Origin of the sequence: Streptomyces amakusaensis, assembly GCF_039532665.1 — a bacterium.
Taxonomy (GTDB): Bacteria; Actinomycetota; Actinomycetes; order Streptomycetales; family Streptomycetaceae; genus Streptomyces; species Streptomyces amakusaensis.
The window spans coordinates 111,271-129,686 of the sequence record NZ_BAAASB010000011.1 but is presented as its reverse complement, the minus strand read 5'-3'; the positions used below and the strand labels follow the sequence as shown (position 1 = coordinate 129,686).

The 18,416-nt window shown below is 72.7% G+C and carries 11 protein-coding genes; 2 read left to right on the top strand and 9 right to left on the bottom strand.

Annotated features, from left to right (window positions below; translation table 11 throughout):
• Positions 1–339 precede the first annotated feature (339 nt).
• Positions 340–1,461: an LPXTG cell wall anchor domain-containing protein gene (locus ABD371_RS20530; RefSeq protein ID WP_344478956.1), complete on the top strand. Its 1,122-nt coding sequence runs from the start codon at positions 340–342 to the stop codon at positions 1,459–1,461.
• Between the two features lie 32 nt (positions 1,462–1,493).
• Here ABD371_RS20530 and ABD371_RS20525 read toward each other — a convergent pair whose 3' ends face one another.
• From ABD371_RS20525 to ABD371_RS20505, 5 genes are all read right to left on the bottom strand, one after another.
• Positions 1,494–3,275, bottom strand: coding sequence for a GMC oxidoreductase (locus ABD371_RS20525; protein WP_344478954.1), 1,782 nt, complete (start codon positions 3,273–3,275; stop codon positions 1,494–1,496).
• 52 nt (positions 3,276–3,327) lie between these two features.
• Positions 3,328–4,944, bottom strand: a complete 1,617-nt coding sequence (locus tag ABD371_RS20520; protein ID WP_344478952.1) for a succinic semialdehyde dehydrogenase — start codon at positions 4,942–4,944, stop codon at positions 3,328–3,330.
• Positions 4,945–5,109: 165 nt separating this feature from the next.
• Complete coding sequence (locus ABD371_RS20515) at positions 5,110–7,899, bottom strand: protein kinase family protein (protein WP_344478950.1); 2,790 nt, start codon at positions 7,897–7,899, stop codon at positions 5,110–5,112.
• 160 nt (positions 7,900–8,059) lie between these two features.
• On the bottom strand, positions 8,060–10,252 hold the full coding sequence (locus ABD371_RS20510; protein ID WP_344478949.1) for a serine/threonine-protein kinase: 2,193 nt from the start codon (positions 10,250–10,252) through the stop codon (positions 8,060–8,062).
• A 313-nt stretch (positions 10,253–10,565) separates the two neighbouring features.
• Complete coding sequence (locus ABD371_RS20505) at positions 10,566–12,272, bottom strand: glycerol-3-phosphate dehydrogenase/oxidase (protein ID WP_344478947.1); 1,707 nt, start codon at positions 12,270–12,272, stop codon at positions 10,566–10,568.
• Positions 12,273–12,612: 340 nt separating this feature from the next.
• On the opposite strand from ABD371_RS20505, the gene ABD371_RS20500 reads away from it, so the two are divergent.
• The gene (locus ABD371_RS20500; RefSeq protein WP_344478946.1) at positions 12,613–13,854 is read left to right on the top strand and encodes a nucleotide sugar dehydrogenase; all 1,242 of its coding nucleotides are present in this window, start codon (positions 12,613–12,615) and stop codon (positions 13,852–13,854) included.
• A 97-nt stretch (positions 13,855–13,951) separates the two neighbouring features.
• Here the strand turns inward: ABD371_RS20500 and ABD371_RS20495 are convergent, their stop codons facing one another.
• From ABD371_RS20495 to ABD371_RS20480, 4 genes are all read right to left on the bottom strand, one after another.
• A complete protein-coding gene (locus ABD371_RS20495) occupies positions 13,952–15,076 on the bottom strand; it encodes a GuaB3 family IMP dehydrogenase-related protein (RefSeq protein WP_190121657.1) in 1,125 nt (374 codons plus the stop codon).
• Positions 15,077–15,192: 116 nt separating this feature from the next.
• The gene (gene guaB, locus ABD371_RS20490) at positions 15,193–16,695 is read right to left on the bottom strand and encodes an IMP dehydrogenase (protein ID WP_344478944.1); all 1,503 of its coding nucleotides are present in this window, start codon (positions 16,693–16,695) and stop codon (positions 15,193–15,195) included.
• A gap of 156 nt (positions 16,696–16,851) precedes the next feature.
• Positions 16,852–17,427, bottom strand: a complete 576-nt coding sequence (locus ABD371_RS20485) for a sigma-70 family RNA polymerase sigma factor (protein WP_190121659.1) — start codon at positions 17,425–17,427, stop codon at positions 16,852–16,854.
• Between the two features lie 253 nt (positions 17,428–17,680).
• On the bottom strand, positions 17,681–18,292 hold the full coding sequence (locus ABD371_RS20480) for a response regulator transcription factor (RefSeq protein WP_003948568.1): 612 nt from the start codon (positions 18,290–18,292) through the stop codon (positions 17,681–17,683).
• Between the last annotated feature and the right edge of the window lie 124 nt (positions 18,293–18,416).

Genomic DNA, 18,416 nt, shown 5'->3' with positions numbered 1-18,416 from the left:
AGGCCTCACCGTGCGCTCCCACCCCGGGAGGCCGCGCACTCCGCACGGTGTCACGGGCCACAGAACACAGCGGGGCCGCTGCACTCGGAGGGGGGCGCAGCGGCCCCGCTGCGCGCACGACAGGGCGGGCGGGGCGGAACGCGGGCGGAGCCCCGACGGGCGCGCCGGAATCCGGAATAACGAATTCATGATCCGTGTCATGCACAACCTTCTAGGCGGTACAACCGTCAACCATGTGTTTCCAAGGCCTCACCCGTGCTCCCCACCTCGGGAGGCCCTTCAGATTCGGTGCCGTGCGCGCCCGCGCGGCACTCCGGACCACGCCGAGGTCATGTCTTCATGAAGCTCCGCCGCACTCTCACGGTCGCCGCCGCCGCGGCCGTCCTCGCCCCCGCCACCTTCCTGGCCGCTCCGGCCGCCTTCGCGACGGGCCCCTCCTCACCCGCTCCCTCCGCCACCATCACCGGGAGCACGCCCGCCCCCGACCGGTCGGCCCCCGCTCCGGACGTCACGTCGAGCGCTCCCGCCACACCGGAGAGCGACCCGGCCGGCGCCGTCGTACCCTCCGGCCCCACGGCGGGTCCGGACGCACCGACCGCGCCCGGCTCCTCGGACGCGCTGGGCAGAACACCGGGCAAAACGCCGAGTGCGCCGTCCCCCGATGCCTCCATGACCGCCAACCCGCCGAAGGAGGAAGAGGGGGAGGTGTGCGACACCTTCGTCGAATCGAGCAAGGCGATCGACACCGAGCTGCGCGGACTCCCCACCAAGGTCGTGGCCGGTTCCGGCTGGATCGATCTCTCCTACCGGCTGACGAACAGGTCCGAGCAGACCAGGACCGGCATCTCGGCGTACGCGGAGATCTACACCACCGACACGCAGTACGAGTCCAGCTCCCGGTACGTCACCCTCCAGTGGCAGGTGGGCGGCAAGTGGCAGACGATCGACATGGAGTTCGGGTACTTCGGCACGGCCGGAACGCTCAAGCCCGGTGAGTACTCCGAGGTCAAGATGCGGCTGAAGGTCGACGCCAAGGCGGAGCCCGGGGCCGGCACCGCCTTCAGCGGCGGCTGGTACACCGAGACGACGGAGTCCGGGCTCAGCTGTGAGTCCGGTGGGCACAAGCGCTACAACTTCGAGGTGCTCGCCCCGGGCAGCAAGCCCGGCGAGGTCGACGAGTCGGAGGGCGAGAAGCCCGGCGAGAACGGCGGGACCGGCGGAACCGGGGAGAGCGACGGAGAGGGAGGGAAGGGCGGAACGGGCGATGAGCCGGTCGACAGGCCGGTCGGCAAGCCGGCTCCGCAGGGCGGTCTGGCGGAGCTCCCGGTGACCGGCCGCCTCGCGACGACCGGTGCCGACTCCGCGCTCCCCACCATCGGCGCCGTCGGCGGCATCGCCGTACTCGCCGGAGCCGGAGTGCTGTTCACACTCAAGCGCCGCCGCGACAACACCACCGCGTGACGGACTGACACCGCGAGGCCCGGTGGTTCCGCTCAGCTCCGGGGCGGAACCACCGGGATGTCCAGGAACGGCAGCCTCAACTCCCCGAACGCGCCCCGCGGCACCGCCGGGGACCTCGGCGGCACCGGCGCGAGACGCCGATAGGCCGCGCCCTGCGCCGGGCGCGGATCCCGGTCGCCCTTGTTCGGCCAGAGGGACATCGCCCGCTCCGCCTGCGCCGTGATTGTCAGCGAGGGGTTCACCCCCGGGTTCGCGCTCACCGCCGCGCCGTCCACCACCGAGATGCCCGGGTGCCCGAAGAGACGGTGGTACGGATCGATCACCCCCGTGTCCGCCGTCGCCCCGATCGGGCAGCCGCCCAGGAAGTGGGCGGTGAGCGGGGTGCCCATCAGCTCCCCGATGTTGGAACCCGCGAATCCGTTGATCTCCGCCGCGAGGAGGGAGGCGGCCCGGGTGGCCGCCTCGATCTGGGTCGGATTGGGCGCGCCGTGCCCCTGACGGGCGGTGAGCAGGCCCTTCCCCGGCCCGGTCGGCCTGCGGTAGGTCGTCAGGGAGTTGTCCAGGGACTGCATCACCAGCCCGATGATGGTCCGTTCCGACCAGCGACGGGTGGACAGCGAGCGGACGGCGAGCACCGGGTGGCGCGCCATGTTCCCGAGCCAGCCCGCGACCCGGGCCCTGGTCCGGTAGGGCACCTGGAGGATGGTCAGAGCGCCCATCGCGTTGGATCCCCTGCCGTACCGCACCGGCTCGACATGGGTGTTCTCGTCCGGATGGATCGACGAGGTGATCGCGACGCCCCGGGTGAAGTCCACCCGGGCCACGCCGTGCCGCGCGCGGTAGCGGCGGCGGTCGGTCTGCGCGCCCACCAGCGCCTCGGAGTTGGTACGGGTCAGCTCCCCCAGTCCGGCCGGGATCCGGGGCAGCAGCCCGGTGTCCCGCATCCGGTGCAGCAGGGTCTGCGTCCCGTACGTGCCGGCCGCGACGACCACCCGGGCGGCCGTGAGCGTACGTCCCCTCCCCCTGCGGCGGTCGTCGCTGGGCAGGGTGCCGACCGCGAAGCCGCCCCGGGAGTCCTCGGTGAGGGTGACCGCCGTCGTCATGGGGTGGATCTTCGCGCCGGCCCGCTCGGCGAGATGGAGATAGTTCTCGTCGAGGGTGTTCTTCGCGCCGTGACGGCAGCCCGTCATGCACTCGCCGCACTCGGTGCACGCTCTGCGGGAGGGGCCCGCGCCGCCGAAGTAGGGGTCGGCGGCCTCCTGTCCCGGGGCGGCCCGGGAGTGGCCGTCGGCGTCCTGCCCGTCGCCGAAGAAGACGCCCACCGGCGCCTGGTGGAAGGTGTCCCCGACGCCCATGGCCCGGGCGGTCGCCCGCAGATGGACGTCGGAGGGGGTCATCGTCGGATTGATCCGGACGCCGAGCATCCGCCGCGCCTGGTCGTAGTGGGGAGCCAGCTCCTCCCGCCAGTCGGTGATGTCCTTCCACTGCGGGTCCCGGAAGAACGGCGCGGGCGGTACGTAGAGGGTGTTGGCGTAGTTCAGCGAGCCGCCGCCCACCCCCGCGCCCGCCAGCACCATGACCTTGCCCAGCAGATGAACGCGCTGGATGCCGAAGAGCCCGAGCGCGGGGGCCCACAGAAAGTTCCGCAGGTCCCAGGAGTTCTTCGGCAGCGTCTCCCGGGTGAAGCGGCGGCCGGCCTCCAGCACGCCCACCCGGTAGCCCTTCTCGGTGAGCCGCAGCGCGGAGACCGCGCCGCCGAAGCCCGACCCGATGACGATCACGTCGTAGTCGTAGTCGTAGTCGTGCTCGTTCATCGCTCCCCATCTCTTCTGTCGGACCCGGCGGAGAAAACGGGACGGGAACGGATCAGCGCAGGCCCAGGGCCTTCATCGCCTTCAGGGAGCGGGTCATGAGCACCGCGTACCCCTTGTCGTCCATCCCGAACGCGGGCGCGAGCGGCATCAGCCGCTGCTGGGCGACGGTCTGCGCCTCGGTGTACTTGAGGATGCCCTCCGAGCCATGGCGGCGGCCCAGCCCGGAGTTCTTCATTCCGCCCATCGGGGAGGCCGCGCTGCCGTAGGCCGCCGCGTACGCCTCGTTGATGTTGACCGTGCCCGCGCGCAGCCGGGCGGCGAGGGCATGGGCCCGGCGGCCGTCGCGCGACCAGACGCTCGCGTTGAGGCCGTACTCGGTGGCGTTGGCCCGCTCGACGGCCTCGTCCTCGTCGGTGAACCGGTAGAGCGAGACGACCGGCCCGAAGGTCTCCTCGGCGCAGACGGCCATCGGCGGCTCGACCCCGTCGAGGATGGTCGGCTCGTAGAAGAGCGGACCGATGTCGGGGCGCGCCACTCCGCCCGCGACGACGGTCGCGCCCTTGGCGACGGCCTCGTCCACATGGCGTACGACGGTCTCCAGCTGGCGCTCCCCGGCGAGCGAGCCCATGTCGGCCCCGTAGGCGAGGGAGTTGCCGAGGCGCATCGCCCTCGTCCGGGCGGCGAAGCGTTCGGTGAACAGGTCGGCGATCGACTCGTGGACGTAGATCCGCTCGATGGAGACGCACAGCTGTCCGGCCGAGGAGAAGCAGGCGCGGACGGCTCCGGCCGCCGCCTGTTCGACGTCGGCGTCGGCCAGGACGAGCATGGGGTTCTTGCCGCCGAGTTCGAGGGAGACTCCGACCAGACGGTCGGCGGCTCCCCGGGCGACCTCGCGGCCGGTGCGGGTGGAGCCGGTGAAGGAGACGTAGTCGGCGTGCCGAACGACCTCGGGGCCGACGACCGGGCCCTCGCCCAGGACCACTTGGCAGACCTCGGGCGGCAGCCCCGCCTCGACCAGCAGATCGATGGCCCACAGGGCGGTGAGCGCGGTCTCGGTGTCGGGCTTCATCACCACGGCGTTGCCCGCGGCGAAGGCGGGCAGCGCGTCGCCGATGGAGAGTTCCAGCGGGTAGTTCCAGGGGGCGATCTGGCCGACGACACCGCGCGGATGGCGCAGCTCGGTGGTTTTGGTGAGCACCGGGACGACGCCGGGGTGGCGGCGGGGGCGCAGATAGGAGGCGGCGCGGCGGCCGTAGTGGCGGGCGGCCACCGCGACGGCCTGCACCTCCTCGTGGGCGTGGAGGCGGGCCTTGCCGGTCTCCAGCTGGATCAGGTCGAGGATCTCGGCCTGCCGGTCGAGAAGGAGGTCGTGGAAGCGCAGCAGCACGGCGGCGCGGGCACGGACCGGGATCGCGGCCCAGGCGCTCTGGGCGGCGCGGGCGCGTTCGAAGGCCTCGGCGACGTCCTGCGGGGTCGACTCGGGGAGTTCCGCCAGTGTCTCGCCGGTGAAGGGGGTGTGGCCGGCGGTGCGGCCGGATCCGACGACGCCCCGGGTCAGCCGGGCGACCACCTCGGGTGTGACCACGTCGGCGGCGGTGCGCGCGCCGGCCGGCGCGAGGGCCGCGGGGTTGACGCCGAGGGCGGTGGCGGGGGTCTTCGAGACGGTCATGGGCCCGAGCGTAAGCCGTCGGCCGACGCTTTGGATACCCACCGGTAACAGCTTGTGGCCGCCCCTGCCCGCTCCCGGGCCCGGCCTTCGCCATCACGCCAGTGTTCACTGGCGCATAAGCCCTGATCAGCGGCTTGTCCCTGCGGGGGTGCGGGGCGGGGGCGGTCAGCGGGTGGTGCGGTAGGCGTCGGCGGCGGCCCGGTAGGCCTCCGTCACCCTGTCCCGCTGCTCGTCCGGGCCGATCACCTGGACGATGTGGTAGCTGCCGTCGAGGATCATCACCAGATTGCGGACGTAGACCTGGCGGCCCGCCGCGTCCTGCCAGCTGTACTGGCCTTCGGCCATGACCCGCCGGCCGACCTGTATGCGCCGCAGACCGGTCGCCTCGGCCCAGGACGACTCGCGGTACGGCTGGAGTTCGCGCTGCTTGTCGCTCTGGTAGGTGAGCGGGTCGTCGCCGCTCGTGCGGACGGTGTCCCGGCCGGGGACGACGATCAGGGTGAAGTCGCCGTCGCTGTAGCGGATCTGGCCGATGTCGTTGATGGGCCGGCGCTGCCAGGTCTTGTCGACGGCGGTACGGAAGCCCTCGGGGTCCTCGCGCAGGACGTACCCGGCGGGCACATCGGCGGCGGGCGCGGTGGTCTGGGGCTGCCGGGAGCCCTCGGCGGCGGTCCGGGACGAAGACGGCGAGGACGAGGGCGGGGACCCGGCGGTGGTACGGGCCGGGCCGGGGCTCTCGGAGGCGGTGGGGCGGGTGGTGGCCCCGCCCTGGGGGCCGGTGGCGTCCTGGCTGTCGGCCGCGGGCATGAACTTCACGGCGTAGGCGATCGCCCCGGCCATGAGCAGCAGGATCAGCAGCAGCAGAAGGCGGCCCAGCGACCGGGGGCGGCGGCGCTCCGGGCGGGGCTTCTTGTGGCGGTGTCTGCCGTGGACCACCTCGGCGGAGCCGGTGCGGCGCTTGCGCACCAGCTCGCCCCTGCGGCGTACGACGGGGAGCCTGCTGCCCTCGGGCGCGCTCGGCGGCGGCAGCTGCACCACGCCGGTCCCGGCCTCCGGCTCGGGGGCGGAGCGCACCAGCGAGCGCAGCCAGCCGCGCAGCTCCTCGACGTCCGGGCGTTCGGTGGGGTCCTGGCGCAGCAGGGACTCGACCACCGGGCGCAGGGGGCCGCACTCCTCGGCGTAGGCGGGCGGCTCGGAGCAGACGAGCTGGACCAGCTCGGCGGCGCTCTCCTCGGGGTAGGGGGCGTGGCCCTGCACGGCGCGGTAGAGCAGCGCGCCCAGCGCCCAGAGGTCGGTGGCGGGGCCGACGGGCGCGGCGAGCTGCCAGTTCTCATGGACGGGGCCGGCCTGTTCGGGGGCCCAGCGCTCGGTGACCGCGCCGACGACGGCGATCCTCGCCTGCCGGGCCCGTTCGGCGGCGAGCGGGGTGGCGGGCCCCTGGTAGCGGGGGGTGTCGCCGGGCGTCGCGATCTCGTCCCAGCGGCCGGGCGCGGGCGGCGGCTCGGCGGCGGGCAGCGGCCTGCGCCGCGCGTCGGCGCGCAGCGCCTCACGGCCGGCGCCGCCCCGGTCCCAGCCGCCGGAGGCGGCGGACGCGGGGAGGGCTGCCGGGCGCTCGTCCGGCGAGGGCGGCTGCCGGTGTACGCCGTAGGGATCGGTCTCCCGGTACGGCGCGAGCGCCCGGTCGGCCGGGTCCGTCCGGTCCGTAGGGGGCTCGGGCTCGGGCTCGGGGCGCTCGGCCTCCGGCAGCGGCCGGGGGGTACGGGGCGCGGGCAGCGCCCGGGGCTCGGCGGGCAGGAAGCCGCCGCCGGCCGGGAGCGGCGGCGGGCCGTCCTGACCGGGGAAGGGGCTGTCGTGCCAGGTCCCGGCGAGCCGGGCGTAGCCGCCGCGATCGGGGTCCCGGCCGTCGTCGTCGAGATCGTCGTCGGGGTCGTCGTCCTGGTGGAGGACGGGCCGGGCGGGCTCTCCCGGCTTGCGCGCCCACCAGTCGGGGTCCTGGCCGCCGGGCGCGGGAGGCGTGCCGGTGGGCGGCTCCCCGCCGGTACGGGCCGTGGCCGCGCCGACGCCCGCCCGGTAGGCCGCGATGGCCCCCGGTCTCGCGGCCCGGACGTCCGCCGCGGGGCTCCCCGGGTGCTCCGGCCGTCCCTCGCCCTGCCCCTGCCCCTGCCCCTCGTCGTCACCGTCGACGTCACCGTCGTAGCGGAGGCCCGGTATCAGCTCACCGGCCTCGTCGCCGTCGGCCTCGTACTCCTCCGGGTACTCCGTGCCGTCATCGCCGCCCGTACCGCCCGTGTGGTCGGCGTGGTCCGCGTAGCCGTTGTCGTCGGAGTCGTCGTACGGCGGGAGCATCTCGGCGTACGCGTCCGGGACCTCCTGGGGCACCGGGGCGTACCCGCAGAGCGCCTCCTCGGCGGCGCCGGCCGCGAGGCCGGTCAGGACGACCCGTCCGTCGTCGCAGACCAGGACGGTACGGGTGGTGATGTTCCGGTGGGTCCAGCCGTGGGCGTGCAGGATGAGCAGGGCGGTCAGGACGTCGGAGGCGACCTCGGCGGCCCGGTAGGGCGTGAGTGGCCGCTCGGCGAGCAGGGCCGCGAGCGGACGGGCGGCGACGCGCTCGCTGACTATCCACAGCGAACCGGCCTCCGCGAAGACGTCGAAGACCTGGTCGAGCCGGGGGTGGTCGGGGATCTGGGCGGCGGCCTGGGCGGCCTCGACGGCGCGGAGCACCGCCGGGTCGGCGGGCCCCCGGGCCGTTCTCGGCCGGTCGCCGCGGGCCGCGGTGCCGTCGGCCTCGACAACCTCGGCCTCCACGACCTCCGGCAGCGGCACCTGCCGGACCAGGACTTCCTGTCCGCTGTAGGTGTCGAAGGCCCGGGTCACGGCCAGTTCGTACGCGTCGGCCGGGGGCAGGGGCAGGCGGTAGCGGTCGGCCAGCACCCGTCCCGCGTAGTCGTCCATGTCGCCTCCCCTCAAGCGAGCTGCCCGCTCACCGGCCGGATCACACCGCCGGGGCGGAGATCCGGAACATCGGTGCGGCTCTCCGTGCGTCAATTCCGGTCGTCCTGCGGCCCGTTGCCGGGGTCCGGCGGCCACGCGCTCTCACGATACGTGGCCCCGCTCAGCCTTTGGGCTTGAATGTGGCGAACGCGGTGTCCCGGAGCGTCTTGCACTCCGCCTTGTCCCAGTCGCCCGCCGGACAGCTGACCATGATCGAGTAGCCGTGCTCCGCGTCGACCTTGAAGCCCCTGTTCAGGACGCGTATTCGCTCGCCCTTCTGGTTGCGCTCGAAGGACCAGTCCGCGACGGTCGGATAGCCCTTGTACTCGACCGTCCTGACGCCGCCGTGCCGGTAGCCGTCGCTCTGGGCGCGGGTGCCGGGGACCGCGGCGTTCCACGCGGCGGCCGCGTCGTCCTTGGGGCTGTCGTTGAAGTCGACCTGAACCCGGGGGAATCCTCCGCTCTCGCTGAAGATGCCGCCGGAGTTCTGGCCCGCGACGCCGGTCATCCGGAAGCCCTCGGGCATCGCCATGGAGAAGCGGAACCGGCCGTTGGAGACGTTTCCGTACCCCTTGGGCAGCTTGTCGTCGGGGGCCTTGGCCGAGGCGGAGCCGGAGTCGGAGGGGGAGGAGCTGTCGCTGTCGGCGGAGTCCTCCGGGCGGGGGTCGGAGTCGGTGCCGGAGTCCGGGTCGGTGCCGGAGTCGGCGGACCGGCCCGGCTCGCCGTCGGGCGACTTGTCGCCCGGGGTCTCCTCGCCGCCCGGGGTCTTCGCGCCGGCCGACACGGCCGCGTCGCCCTTGCCCTCGTTCTGGGAGTCGTCGGTCTTGCGCAGGGTCAGGAAGACCCCGGTGGCCACGACGGCCAGCGCGACCACGACCGCGATGATCACCAGGGTGCGGCGGGGCACCACATCGGTGAGCGAGGCACGGACCGGCGTGGCCCGCTGGACGGGCGGCCGGGGCGGGACCGGGGCCGCGCGCGGAGCGATCCCGGGGCCGCCCAGGGCTCCGCCGGCCGCCGCCGGCGGGCCGCTCCGGGGCGCGGGGCCCTTGGTCTTCGTCCGGGGCGCGGGCGGCGGCATCGGCGGGATCGCCATCGCGCGGGTGGCGTCGACCGGCGGCTCGGGGCTCGCGGGCGCGTCGGGAGCGAGCAGCACCTTGGTGAGCAGCGCCCGCGCGCCCCGGTCGTCGAGCCGCTGTTCGGGGTCCTTGGCGAGCAGGCCGTAGATGACCTCCTCCAGCGGGCCCGCGTTCTTCGGCGGGTCCAGAGGCTCGGTCATCACCGCGGTCAGGGTCGCGATCGCGGAGCCCTTGTCGTAGGGCGGGCAGCCCTCCACGCTCGCGTAGAGCAGTCCGCCGAGCGACCAGAGGTCGGCGGCGGGCCCGGGGCGGTGGCCGCGCGCCCGCTCCGGCGATATGTACGACGGCGCGCCGACCAGCATCCCGGTGGAGGTGATCGACGGGTCGCCCTCGACCTGGGCGATGCCGAAGTCGGTGAGGACCACCCGTCCGTCGTCGGCGATCAGCACATTGGACGGCTTCACATCGCGGTGCAGGATGCCCTCGCGGTGCGCGGAGCGCAGTACGTCGAGGATGGCGAGCCCGACCTCGGCGGCCCGGCGCGGTGTCAGGGTGCCGTCCTCGCGGATGACTTCGGCGAGGGACTTGCCCTCGACCAGCTCCATCACGATCCATGGGCGGTCGTCCTCGTCGACCACGTCGTAGACCGTCACCGCGCTGTTGTTGCGGATCCGGGCGATCGCCTTGGCCTCGCGCAGGGTGCGGGTGATGAGGCGGCGCTTCTCCTCGTCGTCGATGCTGTTGGGGAAGCGCAGCTCCTTCACGGCGACGGTTCGGCCGAGGGTCTCGTCCTCCGCGCGCCAGACCGTGCCCATGCCGCCCCGGCCGAGCACGCCGCCGAGCCGGTAACGGCCGGAGAGCAGCCGCCCCTCGGGGTCCCGGCCGGAGGCCGCCCCCCGGCCGGAGCCGCGGGCCGGGGCCGCGCCGCTCCGCGCGGGCGCGCTCTCCGTCGTTCTGCGCGCCGGGGGTACGACGGCGGGCAGCGCGCCGGTCGCGGCACCGCCGGACTCAACCTCCGCCCCGGGCGGTGCGTCTGTACCGGCGTCAGCCTCCCGTCCGCCGGACCGGGAACCGGTCCGCGCCGCCGGGACCGCCGCCGCTCCCCTGCCCGGTGCGTCGGGGCCCTCGCCGGGCGCGGGCTCCCCGGACGCCTCGCCGGAATCACCCGGCTCCGGTGCCGTGGAGTCGGTGGACCTGTCCTGCTGGGGCTCCCGCGACTGCTCCGCCTCCGACATGCGTCCCCTCTGCGATCCGTGGTCTTCGCCCGCGCCTGCCGCTCCCGCGCGATGCGGTAACACGCTTTGGCAGAGCCTTCATTGTCCCTCACTCCGGGACGGGCGTTTCTCCCGGGTCCGCCGACCACCGGTGCGGGTCCGGAAGGTTGAAACCTCCACCATTCCTTCTCCGGTGTGAGGCTCGTCGCCCACGCGCTCGGGGCGCGCCCGAAGAACAGACGGTACGTCACGGATCGTCCCCTCGGCGGACGGGGCGTCACGCACCGCCCCGGCGAGAGCGCGTGAGCACGGGCGCGGGGCGGAACGGGAGGTGTCAGAGCGGCACGATGTCCGGCGCTCCCAGCCGGGCCGCGTCCGCCGTCAGGTCGTCGGGCTGCCGCTGGGACTCCCGCTCCGCCTGCACCCGCTTCTCGTAGTGCTCGACCTCCTTGTCGATCTGGGCCGCTCCCCAGCCCAGGACGGGTGCCATCAGCTCCGCGCACTCGCGTGCGCTGCGGGTCCCCCGGTCGAAGGTCTCGATCGAGATCCGGGTGCGCCGCGTCAGCACGTCGTCCAGATGCCGTGCCCCTTCGTGTGACGCGGCGTAGACGACCTCGGCGCGCAGATAATCGTCGGCCCCGCCGAGCGGCTCGCCGAGACCGGGGTCCTCGGCGATGAGGTCGAGCACCTCCTCGGCCAACGAGCCGTACCGGTTCAGCAGATGCTCGACCCGCACCACATGGAGGCCGGTGCGCGCGGCGATCCTCGCCCGGGCGTTCCACAGCGCCGTGTACCCCTCGGCCCCGACCAGGGGCACATTCTCGGTGACACAGTCGGCGACCCGCTGGTCCAGCCCGTGCACCGCCTCGTCCACCGCGTCCTTCGCCATCACCCGGTAGGTGGTGTACTTGCCGCCCGCCACGACCACGAGCCCGGGGACCGGGTGGGCCACCGTGTGCTCGCGGGAGAGCTTGCTGGTGGCGTCCGACTCCCCGGCGAGCAGCGGTCGCAGCCCCGCGTAGACGCCCTGGACGTCGTCGCGGGTCAGCGGCACGGCCAGCACCGAGTTGACGTGTTCCAGCAGATAGTCGATGTCGGCGCTGGAGGCCGCCGGGTGCGCCTTGTCGAGGTCCCAGTCGGTGTCGGTGGTGCCGACGATCCAGTGCCGGCCCCAGGGGATGACGAACAGCACCGACTTCTCGGTGCGCAGGATCAGCCCGGTCGTGGAGTGGATCCGGTCCTTGGGCACCACCAGATGGATGCCCTTCGAGGCGCGCACATGGAACTGGCCGCGCTCGGCGATCAGCGCCTGGGTGTCGTCCGTCCACACCCCCGTCGCGTTCACCACCTGGCGGGCGCGGATCTCGTACTCCCCGCCGCCCTCGACGTCCTGGACGCGCGCGCCCACGACCCGCTCGCCCTCGCGCAGAAAGCCGACGACCCGGGCCCGGCTGGCGACCTGGGCCCCGTAGCTCGCGGCGGTGCGGACCAGCATCGCCACATACCGGGCGTCATCCATCTGGGCGTCGTAGTACTGCAACGCGCCGACCAGGGAGTCCTTCTTCAGACAGGGGGCCACGCGCAGGGCCTGCCGGCGGGAGAGATGGCGGTGCACGGGCAGGCCGCGGCCGTGGCCCGAGGAGACCGACATCGCGTCGTAGAGCGCGACGCCCGATCCGGCGTAGATCCGCTCCCATCCCTTGTGCTCCAGGGGATAGAGGAAGGGCACCGGCTTCACCAGATGCGGGGCCAGCCGCTCCAGCAGCAGCCCGCGCTCCTTGAGCGCCTCTCTGACGAGCGCGAAGTCCAGCATCTCCAGATAGCGCAGCCCGCCGTGAATGAGCTTGCTGGAGCGGCTCGATGTGCCCGATGCCCAGTCCCTGGCCTCCACGAGCCCGGTGGAGAGCCCTCGTGTCACCGCGTCGAGCGCGGTGCCCGCGCCGACCACGCCCGCGCCGACGACCAGTACGTCCAGCTCCCGATCGGCCATGCCGGCGAGTGCCTGGGCGCGCTCTTCGGGTCCCAGTGTCGCTGTCTTCACTGTGCTTGCCTCCCGTCGCCCCCGTGTACCTCTGCCCGGACACCGCGCCCCGCATTCCCGGCCCGGCCCGGCCGGCGAGCACGCCCGCCCGACGGACCCCGGCCGGCCCGCACCGGCCCGCGGCCGGCCGCACCGACCGACCGGCCGGTCCCTCACCATCGATTCTGTCCGCAGTCACCGACTTCAGCCACCGCCTGTGGATAACACTCGGACCGCCACAGCCCCGCAATACCGCATATCGGTCATATTTACGCCTAGTCTGACATTGCGCACCCGCCCGTTCCGCCCACAGGGCTTGCGCCCACGCTCCCCTCCGGCTATGGGAAGGACGGCCACACGCATGCCCGCAGACCTCGCCGTCATCGGACTCGGTCACCACGGCCTGCCCCTCGCCCAGGCCGCCGTGGCCGCCGGCATCGAGACGATCGGCTACGACCCCGACCCCCGGCACCTCACCGAACCCGCCGCGGGCCGCACCCCCGCCGACATCCGGCGCATGCTCTCCGGAGGCTTCAGAACCGTCACGGACCCGGCCGAACTCGGCCGCGTCCGCACCGCCGCGATCTGCGCCCCCACCCCCCTCGGCCCGGACGGCAACCTCGACCTCACCGCCCTCACCGAGGCCGCCCGCGCCCTCGCCGCCCGGCTCCGCCCGCACACCACCGTGCTGCTCGAATCCGCCGTACAGCCCGGCACCACCGACTCCCTGCTGCGCCCGATCCTGGAGGACGGCTCGGGGCTGCGGGCCGGCCGCGACTTTCATCTGGCCTACTCCCCCGGGCGGGTGGATCCCGGCAGCCGCACCCACGACTACGCCAACACCCCCAAGGTCATCGGCGGCCTCACCCCCGCCTGCACCGAGTCCGCCGCCGCCTTCTACGGCCGGCTCACCGACAAGGTCGTCCGCGCCCGGGGACTGCGCGAGGCCGAGACCGTGAAGGTCCTGGAGACCAACTTCCGCCATGTGAACATCGCGCTGGTCAATGAGATGGCCGTGCTCTGCCACGACCTCGGGGTCGACCTCTGGGACGTGATCCGCTGCGCCGAGACCAAGCCGTACGGCTTCCAGGCCTTCCGCCCCGGCCCGGGCGTCGGCGGCCACGGCGTGCCGCTGGACCCCGGGGTCCTCCCGTACAGCGGGCGCACCCCCGGTCATCCGCTGCGGATGGTCGGCCTCGCCCAGGAGATCAACACCCGGATGCCGCAATACGTCATCCAGCGTTGCGCCACCCTGCTGAACGAGCACGGAAAATCCGCCCGGGGCGCACGGGTGCTGCTGCTGGGAATCACCTACAAGCCGGACCTCGCGGATCTGGCCGGCTCCCCCGCCCAGGAGATCAGCCGCCGGCTGATGGACCTGGGCGCGGCCGTCAGCTACCACGATCCGTACGTCCCCGACTGGCGGGTGCGCGACCAGCCCGTCCCCCGCGCGGACTCGCTCTACGAGGCAGCCGCCGCGGCGGATCTGACCGTACTGCTCCAGCACCACCGCACCTACGACCTCCAGGGCCTCGCCGTGAAGGCGCAGCTGCTCCTGGACACCAGGGGAGCCACCCCGGCGGGCGCCGCCCACCGGCTGTGACGGCCCGGGGCGTACCCCGGGGTGACCCTGGGCGCACGAAGAGGGGCCCGACGCCTTCCTCAAAGGCGTCGGGCCCCTCTCGTACGCTACGCGCGGGTCAGCGGCTGTGCTGCGAGTCCGCGACGGTGACCTCGACCCGCTGGAACTCCTTCAGCTCGCTGTAGCCCGTCGTCGCCATCGCGCGACGCAGCGCCCCGAAGAAGTTCATCGAACCGTCGGGGGTGTGCGAGGGGCCCGAGAGGACCTCCTCGGTGGTGCCCACGATGCCCAGGTCGACGAGCTTGCCGCGCGGCACGTCCTCGTGGACCGCCTCCATGCCCCAGTGACGGCCGCGGCCGGGCGCGTCCGTCGCACGGGCCAGCGGGGAGCCGATCATCACGGCGTCCGCACCGCAGGCGATCGCCTTCGGGAGGTCTCCGGACCAGCCCACGCCGCCGTCGGCGATGACGTGGACGTAACGGCCGCCGGACTCGTCCATGTAGTCGCGGCGGGCGGCCGCGACATCGGCGACCGCGGTCGCCATCGGGACCTGGATGCCCAGCACATTGCGGGTGGTGTGGGCCGCGCCGCCGCCGAAGCCGACGAGGACGCCGGCCGCGCCGGTGCGCATCAGGTGGAGCGCGGCGGTGTAGGTGGCACAGCCGCCGACGATCACCGGAACGTCCAGCTCGTAGATGAACTGCTTCAGATTGAGCGGCTCGGCCGCGCCCGAGACGTGCTCGGCGGAGACCGTGGTGCCGCGGATGACGAAGATGTCCACACCGGCGTCGACCACGGCCTTGGAGAACTGGGCGGTGCGCTGCGGGGAGAGCGCGGCGGCCGTCACCACGCCCGAGTCCCGCACCTCCTTGATGCGCTGCCCGATCAGCTCTTCCTTGATCGGGGCCGCGTAGATCTCCTGGAGGCGACGGGTCGCGGTCTCCGGAGCCATCTCCGCGATCTCGTCCAGCAGCGGCTGGGGGTCCTCGTACCTCGTCCACAGTCCTTCGAGGTTGAGGACGCCGAGGCCGCCCTGCTCGCCGATGCGGATCGCGGTCTGCGGAGAGACCACCGAGTCCATCGGAGCCGCCAGGAAGGGCAGGTCAAAGCGGTAGGCGTCGATCTGCCAGGCGATCGAGACCTCCTTCGGGTCCCGTGTGCGCCGGCTCGGTACGACGGCGATGTCATCGAACGCGTACGCCCTGCGACCGCGCTTGCCGCGCCCGATCTCGATCTCAGTCACCTTGTGTGGCCTTTCCCTCTACGTCTGCGCCTACCAGTATCACCGACGCATACGACAGGGGCGGATCCGGAGAACCGGAACCGCCCCTGACAGGCGAGGGCTACTGCTTCGCGCTGTTACTTCCTGCTGTAATTCGGTGCTTCGACCGTCATCTGGATGTCGTGCGGGTGGCTCTCCTTGAGCCCCGCCGAGGTGATCCGGACGAATCGGCCGTTGGACTGGAGCTCGGGGACCGTGCGACCGCCGACGTAGAACATCGACTGGCGCAGACCGCCCACCAGCTGGTGGACGACGGCCGAGAGCGGACCCCGGTAGGGGACCTGGCCCTCGATGCCCTCGGGAACCAGCTTCTCGTCGGAGGCGACGCCCTCCTGGAAGTAGCGGTCCTTGGAGAAGGAGCGCTGCTCGCCGCGGGACTGCATCGCGCCCAGCGAGCCCATGCCGCGGTACGACTTGAACTGCTTGCCGTTGATGAAGAGCAGCTCGCCCGGCGACTCCTCGCAGCCCGCGAGCAGCGAGCCGAGCATCACCGTGTCGGCGCCCGCGACCAGGGCCTTGGCGATGTCGCCCGAGTACTGGAGGCCGCCGTCGCCGATGACCGGGACACCGGCCGCCTTGGCGGCGAGGGAGGCCTCGTAGATCGCGGTGACCTGGGGCACGCCGATGCCGGCGACCACGCGGGTGGTGCAGATGGAGCCGGGGCCGACGCCCACCTTGATGCCGTCGACGCCGGAGTCGATCAACGCCTGCGCGCCGTCGCGGGTGGCGATGTTGCCGCCGATGACATCGACGCCGGAGGCATTCGACTTGATCTTGGCGACCATGTCGCCGACCAGCCGGGAGTGACCGTGCGCGGTGTCCACGACGATGAAGTCGACGCCCGCCTCGACCAGGGCCTGGGCGCGCTCGAAGGCGTCACCGGCCACACCGACGGCCGCGCCGACGAGCAGCCGGCCGTCCTTGTCCTTGGCGGCATTGGGGTACTTCTCGGCCTTGACGAAGTCCTTGACCGTGATCAGGCCCTTGAGGACGCCCGCGTCGTCGACCAGCGGAAGCTTCTCGATCTTGTGGCGGCGCAGCAGCTCCATGGCGTCCACGCCGGAGATGCCGACCTTGCCGGTGACCAGCGGCATCGGGGTCATGACCTCGCGCACCTGGCGGCTGCGGTCCGACTCGAAGGCCATGTCACGGTTGGTGACGATGCCGAGCAGCTTGCCCGCGCGGTCGGTGACCGGGACGCCGCTGATGCGGAACTTCGCGCACAGCTCGTCGGCCTCACCGAGCGTGGCGTCGGGGTGCACCGTGATCGGGTCGGTGACCATGCCGGACTCGGAGCGCTTGACCAGGTCGACCTGGTTGGCCTGGTCGGCGATGGAGAGATTGCGGTGCAGCACGCCCACGCCGCCCTGGCGGGCCATCGCGATGGCCATCCGGGACTCGGTGACCTTGTCCATCGCCGCGGAGAGCAGCGGGATGTTCACCCGGACGTTCTTCGAGATGTACGAGGAGGTGTCGATCTGGTCGGGAGCCATGTCGGAGGAGCCCGGCAGCAGCAGCACATCGTCGTAGGTCAGCCCGAGTGTCGCGAATTTCTCGGGCACTCCGTCGATGTTGGTCATGACACCTTCCCCAAATGGCCTTGATCGGTGCGGATGTCCATGCTAACGGCCCGGGACGCCCTCTCATTCCACGATCAAGAATGCTCGGCGGCTTTGTGGGTTGACACACACCCGCGAGAAGCGCGGGAAACGCCGGAAACGACGGGAAAACGGCGGCTACTGCTCGGCGAGCGCGCGGAGCCGGCTGAGCGCCCGGTGCTGGGCGACCCTGACCGCGCCGGGGGACATCCCCAGCATCTGGCCCGTCTCCTCGGCGGTGAGGCCGACCGCGACCCGCAGCACCAGCAGCTCGCGCTGGTTCTCCGGGAGGTTGGCCAGCAGCCTCTTGGCCCACTCCGCGTCATCGCTGAGCAGGGCGCGCTCCTCGGGACCCAGGGAGTCGTCGGGGCGCTCGGGCATCTCGTCGGAGGGCACGGCCGTCGATCCCGGGTGGCGCATGGCGGCGCGCTGGAGATCGGCGACCTTGTGGGTGGCGATGGCGAAGACGAACGCCTCGAAGGGTCTGCCGGTGTCCCGGTAGCGGGGCAGCGCCATCAGCACGGCGACGCAGACCTCCTGGGCGAGGTCCTCCACGAAGTGGCGCGCGTCACCGGGCAGCCGGTTGAGCCGGGTGCGGCAGTAGCGCAGCGCGAGTGGATGGACATGCGCGAGGAGGTCGTGCGTGGCTTGCTCGTCCCCTTCGACGGCACGGTGGACGAGCGCACCGATGACCGTGGTGTTGTCGTCACGCATCGGTCCATGGTGCATCGGTGGCCGCTGATCCGTGGCACCGTGTCCCATGTTGTGCACCGAAGCGTTATGAGCAGGTGCGCCGGAACTCATTGCCTGCGCCCTCCCCTTCCGCTCGCCGGACTCGTTCCCGAGGAACTCCACACCTCAAGGATGCGGCATCGCGAGGGAAACGGATGCCCGCGGCCGCCCGTCGCCCCGCCCACCGTACGGCGAGCGGGGTCGGTCGCACCTCTCGGGCACCCCGCGAACAGTCCTAACGGACCAGGCCCCAGCGGAATCCGAGCGCGACCGCGTGCGCACGGTCCGAGGCTCCCAGTTTTTTGAAGAGGCGGCGCGCGTGGGTCTTCACCGTGTCCTCGGAGAGGAACAGCTCGCGGCCGATCTCGGCGTTGGAACGGCCGTGGCTCATTCCTTCGAGCACCTGGATCTCGCGCGCGGTGAGCGTGGGCGCGGCCCCCATCTCGGCCGAGCGCAGCCTGCGCGGGGCGAGCCGCCAGGTCGGGTCGGCGAGCGCCTGGGTCACCGTCGCGCGCAGCTCGGCGCGGGAGGCGTCCTTGTGCAGATAGCCGCGGGCCCCCGCGGCGACCGCGAGCGCCACTCCGTCGAGATCTTCGGCGACGGTGAGCATGATGATCCGGGCGCCGGGGTCGGCCGAGAGCAGCCGGCGGACCGTCTCGACACCGCCCAGGCCGGGCATGCGTACATCCATCAGAATCAGATCCGAGCGGTCGGCGCCCCAGCGGCGGAGGACTTCCTCGCCGTTGGCCGCGGTCGTCACGCGCTCGACGCCGGGCACGGTCGCGACCGCGCGGCGGAGCGCCTCTCGGGCAAGCGGGGAGTCGTCGCAGACGAGGACGGATGTCATGGCCGCCCTCCGCAGCTGATGCGCGTCACCTTGAGCCTCCAGGCTGGGTACGTTTCTTCACCTGTGCGGTTGAGCGCACTCGGACGTGTGCCCGAGCACTTGTTGCTTCAACCGCCTCCGCACT